Origin of the sequence: Rheinheimera texasensis, assembly GCF_964031785.1 — a bacterium.
Lineage (GTDB): Bacteria > Pseudomonadota > Gammaproteobacteria > Enterobacterales > Alteromonadaceae > Pararheinheimera > Pararheinheimera texasensis_A.
The window spans coordinates 406,015-426,697 of record NZ_CAXIRE010000024.1; the positions used below are offsets into that span (position 1 = coordinate 406,015).

The window sequence follows — 20,683 nt, forward strand, 5'->3', positions numbered from 1 at the left end:
GAGGGATACAGAATGAAGAAGTTAGAATTCTCTATCTACCGCTACAACCCGGACGTCGATACCGCGCCACGGATGCAGGACTATGTTCTGGACAATCCGGAAGGCCGCGACATGATGGTGTTGGACGCGCTGTTGAAATTAAAAGAGCAAGACCCAACCTTATCTTTCCGTCGCAGCTGCCGTGAAGGTGTATGTGGTTCAGACGGTCTGAATATGAATGGTAAAAATGGTCTGGCTTGTATCACGCCATTGTCTGCCTTAGGCAAAGGCAAAGGTGGCAAGCTGGTGATCCGTCCTTTACCGGGTTTGCCGGTGGTGCGTGACTTAGTCGTTGACATGTCACAGTTCTACACCCAGTACGAAAAAGTGAAGCCGTACCTGATTAACGACGATCTGCCGCCTGCCGGTGAATACCTGCAGTCGCCGGAACAACGCGAAAAGCTGGACGGTCTGTACGAGTGTATTCTGTGTGCTTGTTGTTCAACGTCATGCCCATCGTTCTGGTGGAACCCTGACAAGTTCATCGGCCCGGCTGGTTTGCTGCACGCATACCGTTTCCTGGCAGACAGCCGCGATACGGCGACCGAGCAACGTCTGAACGACCTGGACGATGCATTCAGCGTATTCCGCTGCCACGGTATCATGAACTGTGTCAACGTATGTCCAAAAGGCCTGAATCCGACCAAAGCCATCGGCCAGATCAAGTCTATGCTGTTAAACCGGGCGCTGTAAGCGCCCGTCTGTTATCCGGCATTTGCTGTATTTTTCAGCAAATCAGCGGAAAAGCAGAAAATATACCAACAGCCCGCTTGCGGGCTGTTTCTGTGAGTATAAAATACAGCCCGCTTTGGCGACTGGCTGTGCCCAGGAAAAAATAGTCATAAAGCCTGTAACCTGATTATTTTTTTGCTACTTTTTCCAGGTGCTTCGAGATAAGGGAACGTAAATGCACGAAGGTGTAATGAAGGCGTGGTTAGAGTCTTCTCATCTTGGCGGTGGCAACATGGCCTACGTTGATGAGCTCTATGAATCCTACTTAGCTGAACCAACCAGCGTTGGTGATGAATGGCGTGAGTTTTTCGCGAAGTTACCCCGTGTTGAGGGTGTCGAACTGGAATCCCGTCACTCGGATATCCGCCAACAGTTTGCCGAACTCGCCAAAAATAAACATCGTGAAGTGGTTGCCGTGCAAGGCAGCGGCGACAGCCGTCAGGTCAAAGTACTGCAACTGATCAATGCGTACCGTTTCCGCGGTCATCAGCATGCCAAGCTTGACCCGCTCGAACTGTGGAAGCGTCCACGGGTTCGTGATCTCGAATTATCCTTCCATGATTTAAGTCAGGCAGATTTTGATACTGAGTTTAATGTCGGCTCTTTTGTTGCCGGCAGCGACAAAATGAAACTCGGTGATTTAGTGCAGGCGCTGGAAACCACTTATTGTGGTTCTATCGGTGCTGAATATATGCACATTGTGTCGACTGACGAAAAACGCTGGATCCAGCAACGCCTCGAAGCAGTGCGTTCTACCCCGAATTATGACAAAGCCACCAAAGCACAGATTTTAAAAGGTCTGGTTGCAGCCGATGGTCTTGAGCGTTATTTATCCGCCAAATTCCCCGGCGCCAAACGTTTTGGCCTGGAAGGCGGCGACGCTATGGTGCCAATGCTCAAAGCGATGATCCACCGAGCCGGTGAACAAGGCGCCAAAGACTGCGTGATTGGCATGGCCCACCGTGGTCGTTTGAATACACTGGTCAACGTGTTAGGCAAAAACCCAAGCAAGCTGTTTGATGAATTTGCCGGTAAATATGAAGTCGTTGGTGCCGGTGACGTGAAATACCATATGGGTTTCTCGTCAGACTTTGCGACTCAAGGTGGTAACGTCCACTTAGCGCTGGCTTTTAACCCGTCGCATCTTGAAATCGTCAACCCGGTGGTGATGGGCTCAGTGCGCGCCCGTCTGGACCGTCGTGGTTGTACCGACGGCTCGCTGGCGCTGCCAATTACTATTCACGGTGACTCGGCGTTTGCTGGTCAGGGTGTCGTGGCTGAAACCTTTAATATCTCTCAGACCCGTGCCTTTAAGGTTGGTGGTTCTATCCGTCTGGTGATTAACAACCAGGTTGGTTTTACCACGTCGAACCCGGAAGATACCCGGTCAACCGAATACTGTACTGACATCGCGAAAATGGTGCAGGCGCCGATTTTCCACGTCAATGGCGATGACCCTGAAGCTGTGGTTTTCGTGGCGCAACTGGCAGTGGATTACCGCAACACCTTTAAACGTGACGTGGTGATTGACCTGGTGTGTTACCGTCGTAACGGTCACAACGAAGCGGACGAGCCGAATGCGACCCAGCCGCTGATGTACCAGAAAATCAAAAAACACCCGACGCCACGTGAGTTGTATGCCGACAAGCTGATTAAAGCCGGTCAGTTCAGTGCTGAAGAAGTGCAGGCTTTGATTGACGGTTACCGCAACGCGCTGGATAAAGGCGAGTGTGTGGTTGATGAGTGGCGCCAAATGACCGAAGTTGCCGTCGACTGGACACCATATATTGGCCACGACTGGACCACGGCTTACGATGCATCGATGTCCGTTGCCGATTTAGTGGCGATGGGCGAACAAGCGATCAAAGTGCCGGCTGAACACGCATTGCAACGTCAGGTTGGTAAGGTCTACGAAGACCGTGCGCTGATGCTCAAAGGCGAGAAGAAAATCGACTGGGGCTTCGCTGAAATTCTGGCGTACGCTTCTGTGGTCGGTAACGGTTCACGTATCCGCATCGTCGGTCAGGATTCTGGCCGCGGTACTTTCTTCCATCGTCATGCCGTATTGCACAACCAAAACGACGCTTCAACTTATACCCCGCTGGAAAACATGAGCCCGAGCCAAGGCCCATTCCAGGTGTATGACTCTGCTTTATCAGAAGAAGCGGTGCTGGCGTTTGAATATGGTTATGCCACCACAGAACCTCGCGCTTTAGTGATTTGGGAAGGCCAGTTTGGTGACTTCGCCAACGGCGCCCAGGTCGTCATCGACCAGTTCTTAAGTTCAGGCGAACAGAAGTGGGGTCGTCTCTGCGGTCTGACGCTGTTATTGCCACATGGCTACGAAGGCCAGGGCCCGGAACACTCTTCAGCCCGTCTGGAGCGTTTCCTTCAGCTGTGTGCTGACCACAATATGCAAGTGGTGGTCCCAACGACGCCGGCGCAGGTGTATGCGATGATCCGTCGTCAGATGGTGCGTCCAATGCGCCGTCCTTTAATCGTGATGTCGCCGAAGTCTTTACTGCGTCATCCGCTGGCGACTTCAACGCTGGAAGAGCTGGCTTCTGGCCAATTCCAGAACGTGATTGGCGAAGTGGACGCGCTGAACCCGGCCGACGTCAGCCGTGTGGTGTTCTGTAGCGGCAAGGTTTATTACGACCTGCTGGAAGAGCGCCGTAAACGCGACATTAAATCTATTGCCATCGTGCGGGTGGAGCAGCTGTATCCGTTCCCGCAGGACGAAATGGCCGCAGCCCTTGCGCAGTATCAGCACGTGAAAGATTTTGTCTGGTGTCAGGAAGAACCACAGAATCAGGGCGCCTGGTATTGCAGTCAGCATAACTTCTGGGCGGCAATCCCGGCCGGTGCCAAGCTGACTTATGCCGGTCGTGAGGCGTCATCGTCTCCGGCAGTCGGCTACCTGTCAGTGCACAACAAGCAGCAACAGGCTTTGGTCAACGCAGCGTTAACGCTGGCATAAACACATCACCCGCAGCTTCGGTTGCGGGTAGTTTTTTTCGGGTCAGCGCAGGTTTCTGCGCTGACTTTGGTTTTCCAAGATAAGACAGACATAAACCAATCTGTAAAAAGGTGACAAAGTGGAAATTAAAGTCCCGGTACTTCCAGAATCAGTTGCAGATGCAACAATCGCCACCTGGCATGTAAAAACAGGTGAAGCCGTCAGCCGTGATCAGGTATTGGTCGATATCGAAACTGACAAAGTAGTGTTAGAAGTCGTGGCGCAAGCTGACGGCGTGATGGGCGAAATCGTGCATGCTGAAGGTGCAACTGTACTGGCTGAGCAAGTTATTGGTCACCTGAACGCCGGTGCAACAGCTGCCGCAGCGCCTGCTGCCGCCGCAGCACCAGCTGCAGCCCCGGCCGCTGATGCCGGTGACGACGTACTGACCCCGTCAGTGCGCCGCCTGATCGCAGAAAAAGGCTTAGATGCTGCCAAAATCCAGGGTTCTGGTAAAAACGGCCGTGTCACCAAAGAAGACGTGGAAAAATTCCTGGCCGGCGCACCAGCTGCTCCTGCCAAAGCGGCAGCAGCTCCAGTCGCTGCTGCACCAGTGGTTTCAGGTGACCGTTCACAGAAACGCGTGCCGATGACGCGTCTGCGTAAAACCATCGCCAACCGCCTGCTGGAAGCGAAAAACTCTACCGCCATGCTGACGACGTTCAACGAAGTCAACATGAAACCAATCATGGACCTGCGTAAGCAATATGCTGACGTGTTTGAGAAGAAACACGGCATCCGTTTAGGTTTCATGTCGTTCTATGTTAAAGCGGTGACTGAAGCGCTGAAGCGTTTCCCTGAAGTCAATGCTGCTATTGACGGCGATGATATCGTTTATCACAACTACTTCGACGTCAGCATTGCGGTGTCGACGCCGCGTGGTCTGGTCACTCCAGTGCTGCGTGACTGTGACAAGATGAACCTGGCCGAAATCGAAAAAGCGATTAAAGATTTAGCGCTGAAAGGCCGTGACGGCAAGCTGTCAATCGACGACCTGACTGGCGGTAACTTCACCATCACCAACGGTGGTGTGTTTGGTTCTCTGATGTCGACGCCAATTATCAACCCACCACAATCTGCCATTCTGGGTATGCACAAGATCCAGGACCGCGTGATGGTTGTGGACGGCAAGATGGAAATTCTGCCAATGATGTACCTGGCGCTGTCTTATGACCACCGCATCATCGATGGTAAAGAATCTGTGGGCTTCCTGGTCACAGTGAAAGAGTTGTTAGAAGATCCAACGCGTATTCTGTTGGACATCTAAGCAAGAAACCGGAGGTGGCGGCTGTTTGGTCGCTACCTCTAAATCATCTGGGCAAGTGACACACTTCGCTCAATGGGTCAGGCCGGTTGTCCCGGTCACAAACTAAAGAAAAACGGAAATAAGCCATGAATTTGCACGAGTATCAGGCAAAACAGCTGTTTCGCGAATACGGTTTACCTGTATCTGAAGGCTATGCGGAAGAAACTCCACAAGCCGCCGCAGAAGCAGCGGATCGTATTGGTGGTAACAAGTGGGTAGTGAAAGCTCAGGTTCACGCTGGTGGTCGCGGTAAAGCGGGCGGTGTGAAATTAGTTACTTCTAAAGAAGAGATCCGTAACTTTGCCCAAAACTGGCTGGGCAAGAACCTGGTGACCTATCAGACTGACGAAAAAGGTCAGCCTGTCAGCAAGATCCTGGTTGAAACCTGTACAGATATCGAAAAAGAACTGTATTTAGGTGCTGTTGTTGACCGTTCAAGCCGTCGTATCGTGTTCATGGCCTCTACAGAAGGTGGTGTGGACATCGAGAAAGTTGCGGAAGAAACACCAGAAAAAATCATCAAGATGGCGATTGACCCGCTGGTTGGCGCTCAGCCATTCCAGGCGCGTGAAATCGGCTTCAAGCTGGGCTTAAACGCCACGCAAATCAAACAGTTCACTAACATCTACTTAGGCCTGGCCAAGATGTTCGTGGATCTGGACATTGCGCTGATCGAAGTGAACCCGCTGGTTATCACCACTGCAGGCAACCTGCACTGTTTAGATGCCAAACTGGTTGCTGACAGCAATGCACTGTACCGCCAGCCAAAACTGCGCGCTTTCCATGACCCATCACAAGAAGACGAGCGTGAAGCCCGTGCTGCTCAGTGGGAACTGAACTATGTTGCTTTAGAAGGTAACATCGGTTGTATGGTCAACGGTGCCGGTTTAGCTATGGGTACTATGGACATCGTGAAATTAAGCGGTGGCCAGCCAGCAAACTTCCTGGACGTTGGCGGTGGCGCGACCAAAGAGCGCGTAACCGAAGCATTCAAAATCATCCTGTCTGACTCTGCTGTTAAAGCAGTATTCGTCAACATCTTCGGTGGTATCGTTCGTTGCGACATGATCGCTGAAGGTATCATTGGTGCCGTTGAAGAAGTTGGCGTAAGCGTACCAGTAGTAGTGCGTTTAGAAGGTAACAACGCTGAATTAGGCGCTGAGAAACTGCAAAGTTCTGGCCTGAACATCATCGCTGCAACTTCATTGTCAGAAGCTGCTAAAGCTGTTGTGAAAGCCGCGGAGGGCAAATAATGTCTATTATCATCAACAAAGACACTAAGGTCATCTGCCAGGGTTTCACCGGTAGCCAAGGTACTTTCCACTCAACTCAGGCGCTGGAATACGGCACTAAAATGGTTGGTGGTGTAAGCCCAGGTAAAGGCGGCACGACGCACATTGGTTTACCAGTGTTTAACACAGTGAAAGAAGCTGTGGCTGCGACTGGCGCTACTGCGACTGTGATTTACGTTCCGGCTCCGTTCTGTAAAGACGCTATCATCGAAGCGGCTGATGCAGGTCTGGAACTGATCGTTTGTATCACTGAAGGTATCCCGACTATCGATATGCTGTTCGCCAAAGAATACGTTGATCGTAAAGGCGTTCGCATGATCGGCCCTAACTGCCCGGGCGTGATCACGCCAGGTGAATGCAAAATCGGTATCATGCCAGGCCACATCCACAAGCCAGGTAAAGTTGGTATCGTATCGCGTTCAGGTACACTGACTTATGAAGCTGTGAAACAAACCACAGACGAAGGTTTTGGTCAGTCTACTTGTGTTGGTATCGGTGGTGACCCAATCCCAGGTTCTAACTTCATCGACATCCTGAAATTATTCCAGGAAGATCCACAGACTGAAGCGATCATCATGATCGGTGAGATCGGTGGTACTGCTGAAGAAGAAGCGGCTGCCTATATCAAAGCTCACGTGACTAAGCCAGTTGTGTCTTACATCGCCGGTGTAACTGCACCAGCTGGTAAGCGCATGGGCCACGCCGGCGCCATCATCTCTGGTGGTAAAGGTACAGCTGACGACAAATTCCGCGCGTTGGAAGATGCAGGCGTGAAAACTGTGCGTTCACTGGCCGACATCGGTAAAGCACTGCGTGAACTGACTGGCTGGTAATAGCTGGTTTGTTTTCAGTGTTAAAAAACCCGTCCTTGTGACGGGTTTTTTTATGTCTGTGCCGGGTTTGGTACTTACCGCGACGGTGTGGCCAGCCAGCGGTTTGGCAGCCGGCAACATAAAGTAAAGCCTTGGCTTACCGGTAACGCCTTAATCTCACCCGATAAAGCGACAGTCACCAGGTTGTACACCAGATTAAGCCCCAGCCCGGTGTGGCCACTACTGCGGCTGGTGGTGAAAAAGGGCTCAAACACTTTATCCGGTGAACCTTGGGCAAAACCGACGCCATCGTCCTGATAAAGCAGCTCAAAATGAGTTTCACCCAAGTGAATACGGAGTTCAATGCAGCCGCTATCCCGGCCGCCAAAGGCATGCAATAAGGCATTATTCAGCAGTTCAATCAGCAATAACTGAAAATGTTGTACATCGGCATGCAGCATCAGTTCGGTGTCGGCATAGTTCAGCTGGATTCGTTGTTGCTGCAGTTTGGAGCCGAGCAGGGTGCTGATGTCGGTGATCAACAGCTGCAAATTAAAGTCGGTGAGCACATCACTGCGACCGACTGCCAACTGCTTAAAGTTTTGCACCAGTGCCGCACAGCGTTCGATGTTATTAGCGGCCAGCGCTGTGACTTCGCTGCTGGTTGCCAGATATTGCTGCAAGTCCTGCCGGGTCAGGCCTTGTTGCAGTTTGGCCTGAAACTCAGCGGTTTTTTCCTGGGCCAGGCTCACGGCGGTGGTCAGAATGCCGAGCGGGGTATTGAGCTCATGCGCCAGGCCCGCCACCATACCGGCGATGGCGGCCATTTTTTCTGACGTCACCAGTTCCTGCTGGGTATGCTGCAGCTGCTGATAGGAACTGGCAAGCTCTGAGGAAAAACGCTCCGTTTCAGCACGTTTGCGACGTTGCAGCTGTATCAGCATCAGCAGCAGTAAAATCAGCGTACTGGTCGCGATTGCAATCATCCAGCTGATGCGGGTCTGATGCGTCGTTTTTAATGCGTTCAGTTCAACTTGTTGTTTCAACGCGGAGATATCCTGCTCATGTTGCAGACTATCGATCTGACTGCGCAATGCCAGGGCTTGATCCTGTGCGGCTTCATTGTGATAGGCCTTGTAATATTGCAGGTGTAACTGCAACGATTTCAGTGCAGGAGCAAACTGCGCGGCTTGCTGTTGCAACTCGCTTTGTAACAAATAGCCATCGGACAGCTGCTCGTTTAAATGGTGTTTGTGCGCCAGTGCCAGAGCAGGCTGTAAATACTGTTGTGCTACAGCCGGTTTTTGTTGGTGCCGGGCTATCTGCGTCAACATCAGATAAACCTGACTTAAATAAAACGGATCGTTGCGTTGCTGATAACCCGCCAGCGCCTCAAGGGCATAGGGTAAGGCCTGGTCATATTGCTGTAACCCCAAATAAGCGCTGGCCAGATTCATCCGCACATACAACAAATCTGCCGGTAAAAATGCCGGGTCAGTCAGTGCCTGATTCAACAAGGTCAATGCTTGCTGATATTGGCCGACGTCGATATATAAGGCACTGAGATTGTTATGAATATTGACATGCAAGTAGGTAAATTTGTATTTGTCGTTTAATGCTTTTGCCTGCAGCAACAATGCTGTTGCGACGTCAAACTGGCCGGTATACATGGCCTGCATTGCGGTATAAATCCGGGTGGTAATTTGGCGCTCATGCTGCTGAAAGTAAGTGGCCTGTTCCAGCGCTTTGCGTAATAGCTTACTGGCGGTGGCATGGTCACCCCGGCGCATTGCAATATAACCGCTGATCTCCAGGGCTCGGGTGGTGCGCTGTGGGTGTTGTGCCTGTACTTCCTGTAGCCAGTTGTGCAGCAGCTGTTCGGCGGCCGTATGTTCAGACAAGATCACCAGGTTAAAGGCTTTGATGTTGATCAGTTGCTCGCGCAGTGCCAGATCACCAATAGGAACTTGGGTCAGCCATTGGTCAATTTTCAGATTCGCGTCGCGTGGCGCTGATTTACTTTGCAGTTGAATTTGCTCGAGCTGAGCCTGCCATTGTGTCGCATCTTGCCATGACGAAGCTTCCTGGCACCAAGTAGCAAAGGGCCAGCACAGGCAAAGCAGATAGTATAAGTAGCGGGACTGTAGGCTGATATTCATCGTTATTGCCAGGTGACTGCGCAAAAAGCATTCCGGTTGCGGCGCGTGAGCTCTCCCTGTGCCTGGGAGATCCGGGATTCTTAAAACAAAACATAGCGGAAAATCAGCAAGGAGGCGTTATTGCACGGGAGCAGATCCGCACTTAACCTGTATTTTGGTTATTGGTCTCAGTCTGACTATATTTCTTTGGCGCTCCCGCTGTTTAATCAGAATTAGCTGTTTTCTTTATCTAACCAAGAGTCTTCCAATGAAAAATAAAGTTTTTTTGCTGTCAGCCTTATTGCTGAGTATGCCGATGTTAACGGTGCAGGCCGCTGAGCCGGCACCAGCCAGCCATAATCGCCAGATTGATGTCGATTCTGTGGTCGTCACTAAACATCAGGCTGAAGTGAACAATGTCAGCTTCCCTTATACCGCTGAAACTGGTACTCAGCCGGTGTGGGACGAAGAGGGCAATCCGACTGCGACTTTGTTTTATACCTATTACGAACGCTCTGATGTTAAAGATAAATCCAAGCGGCCTTTGTTGATTTCCTTTAACGGCGGCCCCGGATCAGCATCGGTCTGGATGCAAATTGCCTACACCGGGCCACGCGCGCTGAATGTCGACAGCGAAGGTTATCCGCTGCAGCCATACGGCACCAAAGACAACCCATATTCGGTGCTGGATACCGCTGACATCGTGTTTGTAAACCCGGTCAATACTGCGTATTCACGGGTGTTACCAGGCAAAGATGGCAAAATGCCGTCGCGTGACGCCCAGCAAAAAATGTTCTTTGGCGTTAACGAAGATGTGAATTACCTGTCGTCGTGGATTGAGACTTTTGTCAGCCGGCATCAGCGCTGGCCGTCACCGAAGTTTTTGATTGGCGAAAGCTATGGCACCACGCGGGTGTCTGGCCTCGCGCTCGCGCTGCAAAACAAAGAGTGGATGTATTTAAACGGTGTGGTCCTGGTGTCACCCACTGAACTGGGTATCAAACGCGAAGGCCCGGTCGATGTGGCGAACCGCCTGCCGTATTACACCGCAACTGCCTGGTATCACAAGAAATTATCGCCTGAACTGCAGCAACTGGACCTGATGGACGTGCTGGCACAGTCCGAACAATTTACGCTGAACAGCTACTTGCCGCATTTGGCGAAAGGTTCTTTTGTTGAAGTGGCCGACCGCCAGCAAATCGCCGAGCAAGTGGCGAAATTCTCAGGTTTATCCTTACAGGCGGTGCTTGCCAATAATCTGGATATCCCAACCGACTATTTCTGGAAAGAGTTATTACGCGACCGCGGCCAGACTGTGGGCCGGCTGGATTCGCGTTATCTCGGCATTGACCGTAAAGAAGCTGGCGCTGAGCCGGATTACAATGCCGAACTGACCTCCTGGTTACATTCATTCACGCCGGCAATTAATCATTACCTGCGCACCAGCTTGAATTACAAAACCGACATCAAATACAACATGTTTGGCCCGGTGCATCCATGGAACCGCGATGGCGACCAGACCGGTGAAAACCTGCGTCAGGCCATGGCTCAAAACCCGTACCTGAACGTGATGATCCAGTCGGGTTATTATGACGGCGCAACGAACTACTTTGATGCTAAATACAGCATGTGGCAGTTGGACCCCAGCGGCAAAATGAAATCGCGCTTAAGTTTTAAAGGCTATCGCAGCGGCCATATGATGTATCTGCGCTACGAAGATTTAAAACAGTCGAATGACGACCTGCGTGAATTCATCAAAGCAGCGCTGCCAAAAGAAGGTCAGGCGGCGAAATACTAAGCGGAATACTAAGCGAGAACACCAAACCGGCATCAACAGATGCCGGTTTGCTTTTAATACGATGAGATTGGCCTGGTTTGTGCGCTGCTGTTGCTGCGACTCAGGCTCAGCTGGAACAAACACAATGCCCCTGCAGTCAGCACGGCAATAGCGCCAAATAAATACCACATCAGCACCGGTTGCTGAATGTTGAGGCCAAAATAGCCATAAGCCCAGCCCGACAATAATCCGGCAAACAGATTGCCGAGTGCCATCGCAACAAAATAATACCCCATGTACATCGCGGTCTGACGCTGTGGCGCAATGGCCGCGACATACTCCTGACTTTTTGGCGATGTAACCATTTCACCGACCGAAAATAACAACACCCCGGCAATGGCCAACAGGCCACCACCGGCAGCAGTCGCCGATAATCCACACAGCATCAGCCCTAAAGCAAGCAGCACAGTGCCGCCAACCAGCACCGGCAGGGCCTGCCAGCGCATAATAAAACGGCTGATGGCAATCTGACACAACACTATGGTTAAAAACCCAAGGTTCACAATATATTCCGGGTTGATTTGTCGGTACTGCGCCCGCCAGTCGCTGGCGAGGATCAGCGCATCCGTTTGCTGCTGCGCTAAAGCGGTCAGGCCTTGCGCCAGCACGGAAGTTGGCAGCTGAATTTTGTGATGCGCCAGCTGACGGCTGATGTCGGCAAGCACTGTCTCAATCGCCTGTTGATTTGGCAAGGCCTGCTGATCCAATAGCGCCTGCTGGTACTGTGTGGCAAAACCAGGCAGCGCATCGGCCAGCTGTTGCACATTAACCGCCGCCAGATAATCCAGTGAACCCGGCAGCCAGTGTGCCAATAACTGCACCAGATCTGCTGTGTTGACATAGTCCCGCAGGTACAGCGGTAAGGTGATAAACAGCTGCATATAAGCCGTGAAATAACCGGTCAGGATCAACAGATAAAGCACAAAAGCGCGGTTGCCGACCCGCAGCGGCTGGCGATACCAGGCTGTTGTAGCAACAGTTGTACTGGCGCCTGATTGCAGCAGGCTCCAGGCCAGATTCAGCAGTAGCCAGAATGCCGCGAGCCATAACAGCGGGGCGGGGTTATCAAGACGCGGGCTGATTAATAACAAAAACAGCAGCGGCAGCACCAGCAGTGCCAGCCGGCCATTGCCGAGCACCAGCTGCATATCGGCCAGCACTTGCCTGAGACTGCGCCGGTCGGCCGGCCCCGGCGCAGGCGGCTCGCGGTACCAGAGCCAGGCAGGCAGCACGTTGACTAAAATCCAGCAGGACGACAGTAAAAACACTAAATCCCAGCTGATGGCACGAAGGTATCCGGCAAGCAAAGGCCCGAGAAAACCGCCGATATTGACCATGGTATAAAAAATACCAAAGGCCAGCCCGCGGTTGCTGTCATTACTGCAGCGACCGACAGTGCCGACCACCACCGGTTTAAAGCATGCCGCCCCCGTTGCGACCAATAAAAACACCGCAAAAAACGCCCAGAAGCTATGCACCTGGCCTAATAAAAAATAACCTGGCGCCATCAATGCAAAAGAGCATAAAAACATCCGCCGGTAGCCATAGCGGTCGGCCAGGGCGCCGGTCAGTACCGGCAGCAAATACAGCAAAAACGGGATCATGCCCTGGATGTAACCGCGGTCCTGGTCGCTAAAACCAAGACCACCCTGGCTTATCGGGCTGGTCAGATATAACGACGACAGGCTGAAAAAGCCATACCAGGCCAGCCGTTCGAAAATTTCCATGCCATTGGCCAGATAAAAAGCCCGGCCAAACGGCTGGCGCTGTGCTGTCATGCTGTGGTCCTTATTGCAATGTGGGGGTCTGTTTTAACCGCGAATTGTTGACGTTGCTGTCAGCCAAAATAGGGTTGTCGCAGCACCAGCTCAGCACAGAGCAAGTCGGCCAGTGCAGTGCCAACCGACTTAAACAAAGTGATTTGCTGCGGGTCGTCATCGGCGGCCTGATTGGCGCGGACGTTTTGATTGTTGCGGCAAAGCCCGGCCAGGTCGTTGCGGATCTGTGCCGCGCTAAACTGACCTTCTGCGATAGGAATAAGCAGTTCACCGGCTTCATTCAGCACGTTTTGCCGGTCATCGACATAAACAGCGGCGCGGCGCACCAAAGCCGAGTCGCATTCACGCTGCGCCGGGCTGTGATTACCGAGCAGGCTGACAAAACTGCCCGGCTTGATGTCGGCGCCACTAATCAACGGACTCTTAGCACCAGTAGCGGCAACGATGATGTCGGTGCGGGCGCAAGTCGCCGGCAGGTCCTGACAGACTTCAACGTGCAGCGCCGGATAAAGCTGTTGCAGCCGGTCGCGCAGCTGTGCCGCTTTTGCCATGTTGCGTCCCCAAATGCTGATGTGACGCAGCGGATGTTCGCTTAAATGCGCGCGCAGCAGCGGCAGCGCCAAAGCGCCGGTACCGAGCAGCAACAAATGCTGGCTGTCGCGCTGCGCCAGATAACGGGCCGCCAGCGCGGATACGGCCGCCGTGCGCCAGCAGGTCACGCTGCTGCCTTCGACCATCGCCAGCGGCTGGCCGTCGCTGCGGCGGTACAGCAGGATATTTGAATGCAGAATTGGTACAGCCGGTGTGGCGGTGCTGTTGTCCGGAAAATAACAAAAGGCTTTGACGGCGATGCTGTTATCGGTCCAGGCCGGCAGCAGCGCAAAGGCACTTTTACCGCTATCGAGCCCATAAAGCTGTCGTTGCGGCATCTGAAAGTCGGCGGCAAAACCTTGTTGTAATGCGTTGATTAAGTTTGGAAAATCTAAAACCTGGTCGACCTGCTGCGCACTGATAAATTGCATTGGGGCTCCTTAAATATCTAACTGGAAGCGCACCGGCGCCTGGGTCAACTGTTGATAGCCCTGCGCTGTGACCAGTACATCGTCTTCCAGCCGGACGCCGCCATAGTTCGGCAGATATAAACCGGGTTCGATGGTGACAATCATGCCGCTTTGCAGCGGTTGTGGATTATTCGGGCTTAAAAACGGCTGTTCATGCAGCTGCAAACCAACCCCATGGCCAAGGCCCGGGCCGGCATAACGGCCAAATTCGGATTGCTGCAATACATGGTCGGAGATGCGGAATAACTCAGCGGCGCTGATACCGGCGCGTACTTTACTGAGCGCCGCCTGCTGGGCCTGTTGCACTGTCTGAAACAACGCCAGTTGCATCACGTCTGGTTTGCCGGCGACATAACTGCGGGTCATGTCAGATCGGTAACCATTGAGACTGGCGCCAAAATCAATCAGCACCAAATCGCCTTTTTGCAGTTTTTTGTCACCCGGTAGCGCATGCGGTAATGCCGAACGGGCACCAAAACCGACGATAGTGGCAAAGGACAAACCGTCAGCGCCGTGTCTTTTCAGCTGATATTCCAGTTCAGTGGCAAATTCATGCTCGCGGATGCCGGGTTTTAACAGCGGTAACACCGTTGCCAAAGCGCGGTCGGCGATCAGTGCCGCGGTCTGAATTTGGCCGGCTTCATACTCATCTTTGACCATGCGCTGCGCCACCAGTACCGGTGGGCAAGGGCTCAGCTGCAGCGGCAGGGCAGCGAGTTCCGTGGCAATCGCCTGATATTGCGTCAGGCTGATATGTTCAGCTTCAAACCACAGTGCCCGGCAAGCCAGGTCACCAATCAACTGATTTAACAGCGCACCGAGACTTTGCCGGTCGCGGTCGCGGATCACCACCTGACAGCTGGCCTGCGCCAGCGCGGTTTCCTGCCGCGCCTGCAGTTCAAAGCGATAATCGGTGATTAACCAAACTGCCGTTGCAGTCACCACGGCCATGGCCGCTTCGCCGCTGTAGTTCAGCAAATAACGTAAATGCTCAGGGGCAAACAGCAGCGCGCCTTGTTGATCGCTCCTCTCCAGTGCCTGGCGAAACTGCTGCAAGCGTTGCTCAAATTGTGGCTTGGCGGCATGCTCCAGCCGCATCGGAATAGTGGTATTCATCGGAAAATAAATCCTTGTGGAAATGGGTCTTGTGGGTCTAAGAAAAACTGGTGGCGGCCACTGACAAAGGCCTGACCGCGCACTTGTGGGATCACCGCCTCAAAAGCGCCGAGTTGAAGTTGCTGTTGAATACTGATGCTAAATACAGCGCCGGTAATGCTTTCCACCCGCAGTTGGTTGCTGACCGGCCAGTTGCCGTTGCGATGTAAAATGGCTGACAGGCCACTGACACCACTGCCGGTGGGGCTGCGGTCCAGCTCACCGTCGGCGAAGACACAGACGTTGCGCTGGTCGGCGTTTTCGCTGAGTGCCGGGCCGGTGAAAATCACGCCGTATAAAAAGCTGAGCTCAGCATCAGTCGGGTGTTTAATAGGGTGTTGTGCGGCAACTTGCTGTTTGATGCGCCGGCCAGCTGCAATGATGGCCTGATGATTTTCGGCGGCCAGCGACAGCCCGATGCTGTTGGCATCGACATAAGCGTAATAAGCCCCGCCATAAGCCAGCTGATAAGTCACAGTGCCAAGCCCGGCAACTTCAACCTGCCGGGGCAGGCCGTCGGCAAAAGCCGGCACATTATCAAACCAGCTGTCGGTAACCCGGTAGCCGGCTTCGGTCTGGTGGACCTGCGCATACAACGTTACCTGACCGCAGGGCGCATCGACCTGAAACTGGCTGACCGGCAATGTCACAGCAACAGCGCCAGTTTCCACCGCCACTTTGGCCAGCGCAATCATGGCGTGGCCACACATAGTGCTGTAGCCCTCGTTATGCAAAAAAATCACGCCAAAGGCGCTGTCCGGCCGCTCGGCTGGCGTCAGCACACAGCCGTACATGTCGGCATGGCCACGCGGTTCAAACATCAGCAACTGCCGCAGCGCGTCATGGTGCTGTGCGCAGTCGGCGCGTTGCGCCAGCACTGTGCTGCCGTTCAGCGGCGCAAAGCCGGTGGTGATGATACGCAGCGGTTCACCGCCGGTATGACAATCCAGCGTCTGGATAGCCAAAGCGCCTGCGGGCGGCTGCCAATGGTTGAAGGCTAAGGCTGCATCCGAGCCGGATTGGCCGCTTGGCGCTTGCGATGGTGACTCTTTCAAATACGGCTTCGGCGAAAATGATTTAGCCGCCAATGGTTCAGGCATAGGGAAAAGCTCTCTGCAGACAGGTTGCATAACAGTATATGGATATTGTATACAATATATCTATCATCAATGTAAAGCAGCATTCTGCAATCTTGCCGATTGATTGCTGCGCAACCCGGAGAGCCCTATGTCTGATTTTCGTCAGAAGTTTTATCCCGTATTACCGCTGCTGGCGGCGCTGACCGCACCGATGCTACAGGCCGCGGCCACGGCGCCTGCAAGTGCGTCTGCAAGTGCGCCTGCATCGGCCCCGACGCTTGCTGTTGTCGCGAAGGTGCTGAGCCAGCAACATCGTTGCAGCGACACTTTGCTGCTGCGTCATGCAAAGTTAACCACGGCGCAGACCAGTGCGATCTGTGCAGAACTCACCGCCATCGAACAACGTTTTCACCAGCTGCTGAACACCGGGCGGACGCCGGTCGCTGATGATGGCAATAGCGCGCTGCGCGCCAATATCTATGCCTCCCGTGCTGATTTTGAGCGCTTTGCCGGCGCGCATTTTAATATGCCGACCGATAATGGCGGCATGTATCTGGAAGGGTTGCCGGATAAAGCCGGTAATCAGGCTGAGTTTGTCGCTTATCAGCGCGGCAGCGGTGAAGTCTGGAACCTGCGCCATGAATATGTCCATTACCTTGATGGCCGTTTTAACCTGCATGGTGATTTCTGCGCCAATCTGCACGACTCGCACGCCGCACCGGAAAACTGCCCGCAGCCAGCGCCACTGACGCCTTATCTGGTGTGGTGGACTGAAGGATTGGCGGAATATATCGCCCAAGGCACCGACAATCCGGCGGCAATAGCACTGGCGCGCGACAAGGCAGGCAAGCAGCAGGCTTATCCGCTCAGTGAATTGTTCAACACAGGTTATATCAGCCAGGGCGGCACTGAACGGGTGTACCGCTGGGGTTATCTCGCCACCCGCTATCTGCACGAGCAACATCCGGACAAAGTCAGCCAACTGTTGCAGTTTTTGCGGCACGGCGATTACCCACGTTATCAGGCTGTAGTGAAAGGCTGGGGCACCAGTCTTGATGCGGATTTCCAGCGTTGGTTGGCGCAGCTGTGATCATTGCTTTAGCCAGTGCTGAGACGAGGGCTGTTGCCGGTTTGTGCTTTTTGTTACAGAAAAACTCTGCGAACAGTGCTTTACAGCCGGCGAAATTTTCATCTAGGATAGCTCCCGCCAGAAATGGTATACAATATTCAATATACTAAAATAAGAAGGATGCACCTGTGAAACCCCGTGAGCAAGACAGTTCTTTTTCAAATCAACAAGTCACTTTTTCCACCCAACGACTGCGTTATTCAGTGCTGGCCAGCGCACTGGCGCTGGCGCTGCAAACCAGCCCATTACTGGCGCAGGACAATACGTCCGGTCTGTTAAAAGGTGTGGTCAGCAGTGCGGCCGGCCAGCAGCTTGCTGGTGTCACTATCACTGTGAAGCACCTGGAGCAGGGCTTTACCCGTTCCGCTCAGACCAACAGCAAAGGTGAATATGTGCTGCGCGCCTTGCCGGTTGGCCGTTATCAGGTACTGGCGAGCCGCGATGGCCAGCCGCCGCAGGAACTGCAGCAACTGAATATCAGTCTGGGTCAGGCCCAGACTTTCGCCCCGGTGTTAACTGACAATGGCGACGTGGAACGCATTGAAGTGCGCGGCGCTGTGATGCGGCAAATTGATACCGCTGATTCAACCGCGGGTCTGACTTTGGACGCCGCCACGCTGGACCTGATGCCGGTCAATACCGGTTTTGACAACATCGCTTTGTTAACGCCGGGTGTGGCGCGCAGCTCACAGTTTAAAGCCTCCAGCTTTGGCGGGGCTTCATCTGCCGAGAACGGCTACTTCTTAAACGGCATGAATATCAGTGCCTTGCGTACCGGTATTGGCTCTATTGATTTGCCATGGGAAGCGATCTCGCAGACGCAGGTGAAAACCGGTGGTATTTCCGCTGAGTACGACCGTTTTATCGGTGGTGTCGTTAATGCGGTATCGCAGTCGGGCACTAACGACTTCCGCTACGGCGCTGAACTGCGTTATGACCCAGAAACGCTGGCATCAGCTCACAACACTGTGTACAACCCGAACGGCAGCATGTCGATTAACAATGACGCCAGCGAAAAACAATTCCGTGAAGCCAGTGTCTGGCTTAGTGGCCCGCTGGTTGAAGACAAAGCGTTTTTCTACGCCTTGTTTAACCCGCGCCGTTATCAGGAAGAGTATGCCAACTCGGCCGGCACCGGCTTTACTGAGCACACCAAAGACGACAACCGCTGGTTTGTTAATTTGGATTGGTACATCACCGAAGATCACTCACTGACGGTGACGGCGCTGGATAACAGCGCAGATTTGACTTATCACAATTACAAATGGAACCCACAAAGCGGCGTGGGCGATTCGACCGGCACCACGTTGTCATCGAGTGGCGGCAAGATGTACTCCGCCCGTTATCAGGGTTTTCTGACCGACGATTTCTCGGTATCTGCCACGGTCGGCCGGGTTGAAGACAGCAGTGATACAGTACCGACTAACGACCTGCCGGGCGTGTGGGATTACGTCAATCTGAACGGTGAGCGAATCGGCGACTGGACTACCAGTAATCTTGTTGGTGAAGAGTATCAGCGTGACCAAATCCGCCTGGATTTCACCTGGCAACTGGCCGACCACACGCTGCAATTTGGTTATGACAGCGAAAATTTAGCCGTCGATTATCTGGAATATCAGAACGGCGTGGATGCCGCCCGTGGCTGGTGGGAATACCGTACTTATGGTGCTATTCCACGCATCGGCTTGCCGGCCGGCACTTATATCCGCAAACGCCAGCGTGATACCGGCGGTGAAACTGAAGTCAATTCGGCGGCGTTTTATCTGCAGGACAGCTGGCAGCTGACCGAGCAACTGGTGCTGAATGCCGGTATTCGCCACAGTAATTTTGAAAATACCGCCACCACAGGCCAGCCGTATGCCGAGCTCAAAAATCAAATTGCGCCGCGCTTCCAGCTGATTTGGGACGCCAAAGGTGATGGCAGTCAGAAAATTTTTGCCACCGCCGGCCGTTATTTCCAGCCGATCGCCGCCAATATGAACATCAAACAGGCCAGCGGCCAGAAAGATGTGCATTTTTATTACAAACCAGGCCAGTTAAGCGCCAATGGCCAGCCGCAGTTAAAAGCCGACGGTTCGCCGGATATCGGTGCGTTGGTTGCAACTAACACAGTGCAAAGCGGCGAAGTAGATGTCGAGCGCATCGCGGCACAGGACTTGGGCCCGATGTATTCCGATGAGTGGACGCTCGGTTTTGAGCAGGAAATCAATGAACGTTTTAAAGGCGGCGCCCGTTTGGTGTATCGCGACTTAAAACAATCGATTGAAGATTCTGACTTGGGCCCGGTGGTCGCGCAGTGGCTGAAGACCAACAAAGTACAAAATAAATCGAACGAAAGTTATTTCTACACGCTGATTAACCCGGGGCAGGATGTCACTTTCCTCTATGACTTTGATAAAGATGGTAAAAAAGAGCGGGTTGAATTAAAAGCCAGCGATTTACAACTGCCGGATCCAAAACGTCGTTACCTGGCTGCTGAGTTTACGCTGGAAGGCCGGCCGCTGGATGAGCTGCAAATCTTCGCCTCTTATGTCTGGTCGCACAGCTGGGGCATGACCGAAGGTCTGGTCCGCACCGACAATGGTCAGGCTGATCCGGGTTGGACCACCTCTTATGACTATGCCGACTTAATGGACCATGGTTATGGCAATTTGCCGAACGATCACCGCCATGCGCTGAAGTTCAGTGGTATTTATCAGCTCAGTGACGACTGGAATGTCGGTTTAGTCGCCCGCGCCACTTCGGGCGCGCCGAAAAATCGCTTCAGTATTCACCCAACCGGCGTCGATACCTGTAAAGCTCCGTCGCTGTGGGCCGACTGGTGCGCCAGCCAATGGTACGATCAGGCATCCTTCTACAACTGGGACGGTACGCCTGCGCCACGCGGCAGCGCGGGCCGGCTCGACTGGTTGTATGAACTGGATCTGTCACTGACTTACCAGACTACAGTGGCCGGTGGCGACCTGACCGTCAAAGGTACTGTCTACAACCTGTTTAATTTTGATACACCAACCCGGGTCAACGAAATTGCCCAGGTCACCAAAACCGATGGCAGTTTTGCCGCCAACCCGGATTGGGACGTGGCGCAGGGACTTCAGCCTTCACGGGTGACCTCGCTGGTGGTGCGTTATCAGTTCTGATGTTCAGATCTGAGTAAAAAGTCTCACAGGCAGCGGCTGCGACAAGGAATGTCGGGCCGCCAGCCTGCTGTTCGTTGGATGCTGTTTTTGTTGTTGCGGTGTGCAAACTGTCGCGTCGTTCAGCACATGCTTTGCTACTGGTCAGCGCCTGCGCCGGTGTTATAAT

Annotated in this window: 13 protein-coding genes; 8 read left to right on the forward strand and 5 right to left on the reverse strand. The window is 53.3% G+C overall.

Annotated elements, in window-relative coordinates:
• Positions 1-12 precede the first annotated feature (12 nt).
• The 5 genes from ABNT34_RS20400 (at position 13) to sucD (ending at position 7,221) form a co-directional block, all read left to right on the forward strand.
• Entirely contained in the window at positions 13-732 is a 720-nt protein-coding gene (locus tag ABNT34_RS20400; RefSeq protein ID WP_031570693.1) for a succinate dehydrogenase iron-sulfur subunit, read from the forward strand.
• A 214-nt stretch (positions 733-946) separates the two neighbouring features.
• Positions 947-3,751, forward strand: a complete 2,805-nt coding sequence (locus ABNT34_RS20405) for a 2-oxoglutarate dehydrogenase E1 component (protein ID WP_348734745.1) — start codon at positions 947-949, stop codon at positions 3,749-3,751.
• A 118-nt stretch (positions 3,752-3,869) separates the two neighbouring features.
• Positions 3,870-5,057 carry a 2-oxoglutarate dehydrogenase complex dihydrolipoyllysine-residue succinyltransferase gene (gene odhB / locus ABNT34_RS20410; RefSeq protein WP_348734746.1) on the forward strand — a complete coding sequence of 396 codons (1,188 nt, stop codon included), beginning with the start codon at positions 3,870-3,872 and terminating at the stop codon, positions 5,055-5,057.
• Between the two features lie 125 nt (positions 5,058-5,182).
• Positions 5,183-6,349, forward strand: coding sequence for an ADP-forming succinate--CoA ligase subunit beta (gene sucC / locus ABNT34_RS20415; protein ID WP_348734747.1), 1,167 nt, complete (start codon positions 5,183-5,185; stop codon positions 6,347-6,349).
• Positions 6,349-7,221, forward strand: coding sequence for a succinate--CoA ligase subunit alpha (gene sucD, locus ABNT34_RS20420; RefSeq protein WP_031570684.1), 873 nt, complete (start codon positions 6,349-6,351; stop codon positions 7,219-7,221). The genes sucC and sucD overlap by 1 nt, the downstream gene beginning before the upstream one ends.
• Before the next feature lie 74 nt (positions 7,222-7,295).
• Here sucD and ABNT34_RS20425 read toward each other — a convergent pair whose 3' ends face one another.
• Positions 7,296-9,359, reverse strand: a complete 2,064-nt coding sequence (locus ABNT34_RS20425) for an ATP-binding protein (protein ID WP_348734748.1) — start codon at positions 9,357-9,359, stop codon at positions 7,296-7,298.
• 247 nt (positions 9,360-9,606) lie between these two features.
• On the opposite strand from ABNT34_RS20425, the gene ABNT34_RS20430 reads away from it, so the two are divergent.
• The gene (locus tag ABNT34_RS20430) at positions 9,607-11,136 is read left to right on the forward strand and encodes a carboxypeptidase (protein WP_348734749.1); all 1,530 of its coding nucleotides are present in this window, start codon (positions 9,607-9,609) and stop codon (positions 11,134-11,136) included.
• Between the two features lie 53 nt (positions 11,137-11,189).
• On the opposite strand, the gene ABNT34_RS20435 is transcribed toward ABNT34_RS20430, so the two are convergent.
• From ABNT34_RS20435 to ABNT34_RS20450, 4 genes are read right to left on the reverse strand one after another with little or no spacing between them, the layout of a single operon-like run.
• Positions 11,190-12,953: an MFS transporter gene (locus ABNT34_RS20435; protein WP_348734750.1), complete on the reverse strand. Its 1,764-nt coding sequence runs from the start codon at positions 12,951-12,953 to the stop codon at positions 11,190-11,192.
• A 59-nt stretch (positions 12,954-13,012) separates the two neighbouring features.
• Entirely contained in the window at positions 13,013-13,975 is a 963-nt protein-coding gene (locus tag ABNT34_RS20440) for an ornithine cyclodeaminase family protein (protein WP_348734751.1), read from the reverse strand.
• 9 nt (positions 13,976-13,984) lie between these two features.
• Positions 13,985-15,130: an aminopeptidase P family protein gene (locus ABNT34_RS20445; protein WP_348734752.1), complete on the reverse strand. Its 1,146-nt coding sequence runs from the start codon at positions 15,128-15,130 to the stop codon at positions 13,985-13,987.
• Positions 15,127-16,269 (reverse strand): proline racemase family protein, encoded by a 1,143-nt coding sequence (locus tag ABNT34_RS20450; RefSeq protein WP_348734753.1) that lies wholly within the window; start codon positions 16,267-16,269, stop codon positions 15,127-15,129. Before ABNT34_RS20450 ends, ABNT34_RS20445 begins: the two co-directional genes overlap by 4 nt.
• Positions 16,270-16,396: 127 nt before the next feature.
• On the opposite strand from ABNT34_RS20450, the gene ABNT34_RS20455 reads away from it, so the two are divergent.
• Entirely contained in the window at positions 16,397-17,338 is a 942-nt protein-coding gene (locus tag ABNT34_RS20455) for a collagenase (RefSeq protein ID WP_348734754.1), read from the forward strand.
• Positions 17,339-17,505: 167 nt separating this feature from the next.
• A complete protein-coding gene (locus ABNT34_RS20460) occupies positions 17,506-20,517 on the forward strand; it encodes a TonB-dependent receptor (RefSeq protein ID WP_348734755.1) in 3,012 nt (1,003 codons plus the stop codon).
• The last annotated feature ends 166 nt before the right edge of the window (positions 20,518-20,683 follow it).

Bases quoted from the DNA above. Each gene is read 5' to 3' on its own strand.
- ABNT34_RS20400 (WP_031570693.1), top strand. From the start codon at position 13: ATGAAGAAGTTAGAATTCTCTATCTACCGCTACAACCCGGACGTCGAT.
- ABNT34_RS20405 (WP_348734745.1), top strand. From the start codon at position 947: ATGCACGAAGGTGTAATGAAGGCGTGGTTAGAGTCTTCTCATCTTGGC.
- sucC (WP_348734747.1), top strand. From the start codon at position 5,183: ATGAATTTGCACGAGTATCAGGCAAAACAGCTGTTTCGCGAATACGGT.
- sucD (WP_031570684.1), top strand. From the start codon at position 6,349: ATGTCTATTATCATCAACAAAGACACTAAGGTCATCTGCCAGGGTTTC.
- ABNT34_RS20425 (WP_348734748.1), bottom strand. From the start codon at position 9,359: ATGAATATCAGCCTACAGTCCCGCTACTTATACTATCTGCTTTGCCTG.
- ABNT34_RS20430 (WP_348734749.1), top strand. From the start codon at position 9,607: ATGAAAAATAAAGTTTTTTTGCTGTCAGCCTTATTGCTGAGTATGCCG.
- ABNT34_RS20435 (WP_348734750.1), bottom strand. From the start codon at position 12,953: ATGACAGCACAGCGCCAGCCGTTTGGCCGGGCTTTTTATCTGGCCAAT.
- ABNT34_RS20440 (WP_348734751.1), bottom strand. From the start codon at position 13,975: ATGCAATTTATCAGTGCGCAGCAGGTCGACCAGGTTTTAGATTTTCCA.
- ABNT34_RS20445 (WP_348734752.1), bottom strand. From the start codon at position 15,130: ATGAATACCACTATTCCGATGCGGCTGGAGCATGCCGCCAAGCCACAA.
- ABNT34_RS20450 (WP_348734753.1), bottom strand. From the start codon at position 16,269: ATGCCTGAACCATTGGCGGCTAAATCATTTTCGCCGAAGCCGTATTTG.
- ABNT34_RS20455 (WP_348734754.1), top strand. From the start codon at position 16,397: ATGTCTGATTTTCGTCAGAAGTTTTATCCCGTATTACCGCTGCTGGCG.